The 3802-nt window shown below is 51.2% G+C and carries 6 protein-coding genes; 1 reads left to right on the top strand and 5 read right to left on the bottom strand.

Translation table 11 applies throughout. The features are described 5' to 3' along the window. The 5 genes from ABUL11_RS11020 to thiS form a co-directional block, all read right to left on the bottom strand. On the bottom strand, window positions 1–777 hold a 777-nt coding region (locus tag ABUL11_RS11020; protein ID WP_350283900.1), incomplete at its 3' end, for a GIDE domain-containing protein. Between the two features lie 12 nt (window positions 778–789). Further along, a complete protein-coding gene (locus tag ABUL11_RS11025) occupies window positions 790–1368 on the bottom strand; it encodes a LemA family protein (protein ID WP_350283901.1) in 579 nt (192 codons plus the stop codon). A gap of 118 nt (window positions 1369–1486) precedes the next feature. Beyond that, window positions 1487–2161: a tRNA (guanosine(46)-N7)-methyltransferase TrmB gene (gene trmB, locus ABUL11_RS11030; RefSeq protein ID WP_350283902.1), complete on the bottom strand. Its 675-nt coding sequence runs from the start codon at window positions 2159–2161 to the stop codon at window positions 1487–1489. Window positions 2162–2188: 27 nt separating this feature from the next. Beyond that, entirely contained in the window at window positions 2189–2995 is an 807-nt protein-coding gene (locus ABUL11_RS11035) for a thiazole synthase (protein ID WP_350283903.1), read from the bottom strand. A gap of 75 nt (window positions 2996–3070) precedes the next feature. Then, a complete protein-coding gene (gene thiS / locus ABUL11_RS11040; protein ID WP_350283904.1) occupies window positions 3071–3271 on the bottom strand; it encodes a sulfur carrier protein ThiS in 201 nt (66 codons plus the stop codon). 202 nt (window positions 3272–3473) lie between these two features. Between thiS and ABUL11_RS11045 the strand changes: the two genes are divergently transcribed. Further along, the coding region (locus ABUL11_RS11045; protein WP_350283905.1) for an MEKHLA domain-containing protein at window positions 3474–3802 on the top strand (329 nt) is incomplete at its 3' end.

Here is a 3802-nt window from a genome sequence, read left to right on the forward strand (position 1 = left end):
TTCTGTTTCATGCAGCAGTTGCTGGTGAATGGTTTGCGCTTGTGAAAGTGCCGCCTCGCGAGCAATTTCCCATTCTGCCAGATCTATTTCGCCATCCCGATTGGTATCGAAACGTGTCAGCAATTGCTGTTTATCCTGTTTCCAGTCACTGAGGAGATCACGTGCAATGTCTCGTACGGATCGCTCGGTAGCTAGAGAGCGTGTTTGCAGATGGCCGATGATGTAGAGGCGCTGTCCGGGCAAAATTAACTGCTCGGTATAACGGTAGCGGCTTGCCAGCGCGACAATGGCAGAACCGTTACTCAGTATCCCGGTCCGAACAGGCCATTCAGTGTTGCCATACCAGATGAGCTTCTCATTGCTGATGATTTCCGCATCTTCCGGGTTGACCAGACCTATTCCGGTACCATCATCCAGCAGAAATGAATGATTGCTGGTGTTTCGGTACAGGACTTTCCATTCAGTGCGGGTACGTTTCTGCTCCAGTATGGTTTCCTTGCGCTCGATCAGGCTGTGATACCAGAGACATTGATGATTGGATAGCGGAGCAAAAATCGGCCGGTCGGGTAGAGATTTTCCCTTTCCCTCCAGCTCGATATAACCTTGATGGGCAGAACGCAGACGTGCCGTGGGCGTATCCTTGATCAGATGCCATCGCTTCCATGCACGTATGAAACAGTAAAAACCTGCCAGTGCTGCCAGTATCAGGATGACCAGCGTAAATCCATACTCTTTCGGGGTGAGGCTGCGCACGAGGCTGATTGCGGCATTTCCCATGATAACAGCCGATCAGTCGAACAATTTGCCCAGGTCGTGGTCGTGTTTGTTGATCGTAGTAAATTTCAGCAATGATCGTGCACCGAATCCAAACCATCTGGCGATGAGAATTTCCGGGAACTGCTCGATGCGGATATTGTTGTTTCTGACTGCTTCATTGTAGTACTCGCGCCGGTCGGCAATGCCGTTCTCCAGACTGGTGATGCGGGTCTGTAAATGCTGGAATTTTTCGCTGGCTTTGAGCTCGGGATAGGCTTCCGCTACAGCGTACAGTTGCCCAAGCCCTGCTCTCAATATACTTTCTGCTGCACCCAGGGCAGGCAGATTGCCTGTTTCACGAGCATGCGCAATGCGGGTACGTGCTTCCATGACCCGGCTGAGTGTTTCCTGCTCAAATTTCATATAGTGCTTGCAGGTTCCAACCAGCCTGGGCAGCTCGTCATGGCGCTGCTTCAGTAGAACATCGATATTTGACCAGGCTTGTGAAACAGTATGTTTGATATCCACCAGGCTGTTATAGATCATGACCCCGATCACCAGCAAGGCGATGGTCACAGCGAGCAGAATATAGAAAAAAATAGCCAGATTCATGGGGTGTCCGTAAAGATAATCAAAACCTTATCAACGACACCAGCCGGGATTTTTTGATGCTGGAAAGACAGCGATAGTGTTTTACAGAGTGGTTGCGCGATGATCGCCGCGTTGTTGTTCAGGCAATTTTGGTGAAGATAATATCGCGGATGGTGTGGCCGAGCTTCATCCCACGCTGCTCAAACTTGGTCAGCGGCCGGTAAGCAGGACGTGCAGCGTAGTCGATGGCAGTATTGACGAACCGTTTCTCGCTGCGCAATACATGCAGAATATGGGTGGCGTAATCTTCCCAGTCGGTGGCGATATGCAGATAGCCACCGGGTTTCAGTCGGTCGCTTAGAAGTGAAACGAAATCTGGCTGGATCAGGCGGCGTTTGTGATGCCGTGCCTTGGGCCACGGGTCCGGGAAAAAAATGTGGATGCCATCCAGTAACTCGCTGGTGAACATCTGCTGCAAAACCAGTTTTGCATCGTGCGGGATGACTCGCAGATTAGTCAGCCCGTGTTTTTCGATCCGGTCGAGCAAACTGCCGATCCCCGGTGCGTGAACTTCGATGGCTATAAAATCCTTCTCCGGATGTTGTGCGGCAATTTCGGCAGTGGTTTCTCCCATCCCTGATCCGATTTCCAGGATTTCGGGTGCTGTGCGCCCGAAGATCGAATCGAGATTGACCGGTTCTTCAGTGAGTGGAATGCCGTAACGTGGCAACAGCGATTCGTAAGCGTGTCGCTGCGCATTGGAAAAATATCCCTGACGGAGCACATAACTGCGAATCGGAGGATGAGAAGACAAAAACCGGTTTCCTGAGGGAATGTATTTTTAGCTGTTTGCGGCAGGATGCTGAGTGCCGGTAAACATGCCTTCTGTCGGAGAGCTCGGGCTGGCCTGGTAAATTTTCCTGGGCATACGTCCGGCAAGGTAGGCTTCACGCCCGGCCTCGACTGCTTTACGCATGGCGCTGGCCATCAATACCGGATTGCGGGCACTGGCTACTGCGGTGTTCATGAGCACGCCATCGCAACCGAGTTCCATCGCAATGGCAGCATCGGATGCAGTACCGACGCCTGCATCTACAATGACCGGCACGCTGGCTTTGTCTATGATGATCTGCAGGTTCCAGGGATTGAGGATGCCCATGCCGGAACCGATCAGCGAAGCCAGTGGCATGATAGCTGCGCAACCGATGTCTTCCAGCTGTCTGGCGACAATGGGGTCATCCGAGGTATAGACCATGACCTGGAAACCTTCCTTGACCAGAATTTTTGCGGCTTCGATGGTCGCAACCACATCGGGAAACAACGTTTTCTGATCACCCAGTACTTCCAGTTTGACCAGCGCATGTCCGTCGAGCAGTTCACGTGCCAGGCGCAGTGTGCGGACGGCATCTTCTGCCGTGTAACAGCCGGCAGTATTAGGCAGCAGCGTAAACTGCGACGGTGGCAGTACATCCAGTAGATTGGGTTCGTCAGGGTTCTGCCCGATATTGGTACGGCGTATCGCTACCGTGATGATTTGTGCGCCACTGGCATCGATTGCTGCACGGGTTTCAGTGAAATCCCGATATTTTCCCGTCCCCAGCAGTAAACGGGAGGAATAACTTTTACCGGCTATGACGAGAGGTTCCATAAATACGTCCGGGATCGATGTGGTCAGTTGAAGAGTACAGTCAGAGACTGAAACAAATTTTGAGCGATCGAGAAATCAGCCACCACCCACCGCCACGATGATTTCCAGTTGATCTCCTTCATTGAGGAGTAGTTCAGGAAAACGGCTGCGGGGAATGATTTCACCGTTGCGCTCGATAGCAAAGCGCTTGTTCTGCAGCGATAACTTTTCTACCAGCTGCTGTACATTCATCGGGCCATCGTAACTTTGTCGCTGTCCGTTGATGATGAGTTGCATAATTTTCAGAAAAATAGCCAAAGGCAGCCCATAAATTAAGGGATTTATTCTAGCACGCGGGTCTGGATCGATGGTAGAACAGAGATTTTTCAGATAGGCAGTGATGAAGGTGGTACCTGAATCAAAGGCCAATTTGTAAAAACATATTTTTGAGGCAAATAAACACCTGTACCCGTCCGGATGATGGAGATTTTTCACAAATATGACCTTGCCTGACAGCAAAAAAGATCAAATAGCACATCACGTGGCGATTTTGCAAACAAGTTATCATCGTTATACCGGCCGATATCTATTTGATCCGAAACTGGATGCCAGTGAAGCAATAGTGTGGTTGGAGAGGGCACCTTTCGCTCTTGTCTCGCACGGTACCCAGCCTGATCCGATTTTCAATTATGGCAATCAGACTGCCTTGCAACTGTTCGGCATGACCTGGGATGAGTTTACCCGGATGCCTTCACGCCTATCGGCAGAACCGGTGGATCGCGCAGAACGTACGCGCCTGCTGGATCGTGTAGCACGCGATGGCTACAT

It is taken from the genome of Nitrosomonas sp. (assembly GCF_040256045.1).
GTDB lineage: Bacteria > Pseudomonadota > Gammaproteobacteria > Burkholderiales > Nitrosomonadaceae > Nitrosomonas.

Excerpts from the sequence above, each read along its gene's own strand:
- thiS (WP_350283904.1), bottom strand. The coding sequence starts at position 3,271 with ATGCAACTCATCATCAACGGACAGCGACAAAGTTACGATGGCCCGATG.
- ABUL11_RS11025 (WP_350283901.1), bottom strand. The coding sequence starts at position 1,368 with ATGAATCTGGCTATTTTTTTCTATATTCTGCTCGCTGTGACCATCGCC.
- ABUL11_RS11035 (WP_350283903.1), bottom strand. The coding sequence starts at position 2,995 with ATGGAACCTCTCGTCATAGCCGGTAAAAGTTATTCCTCCCGTTTACTG.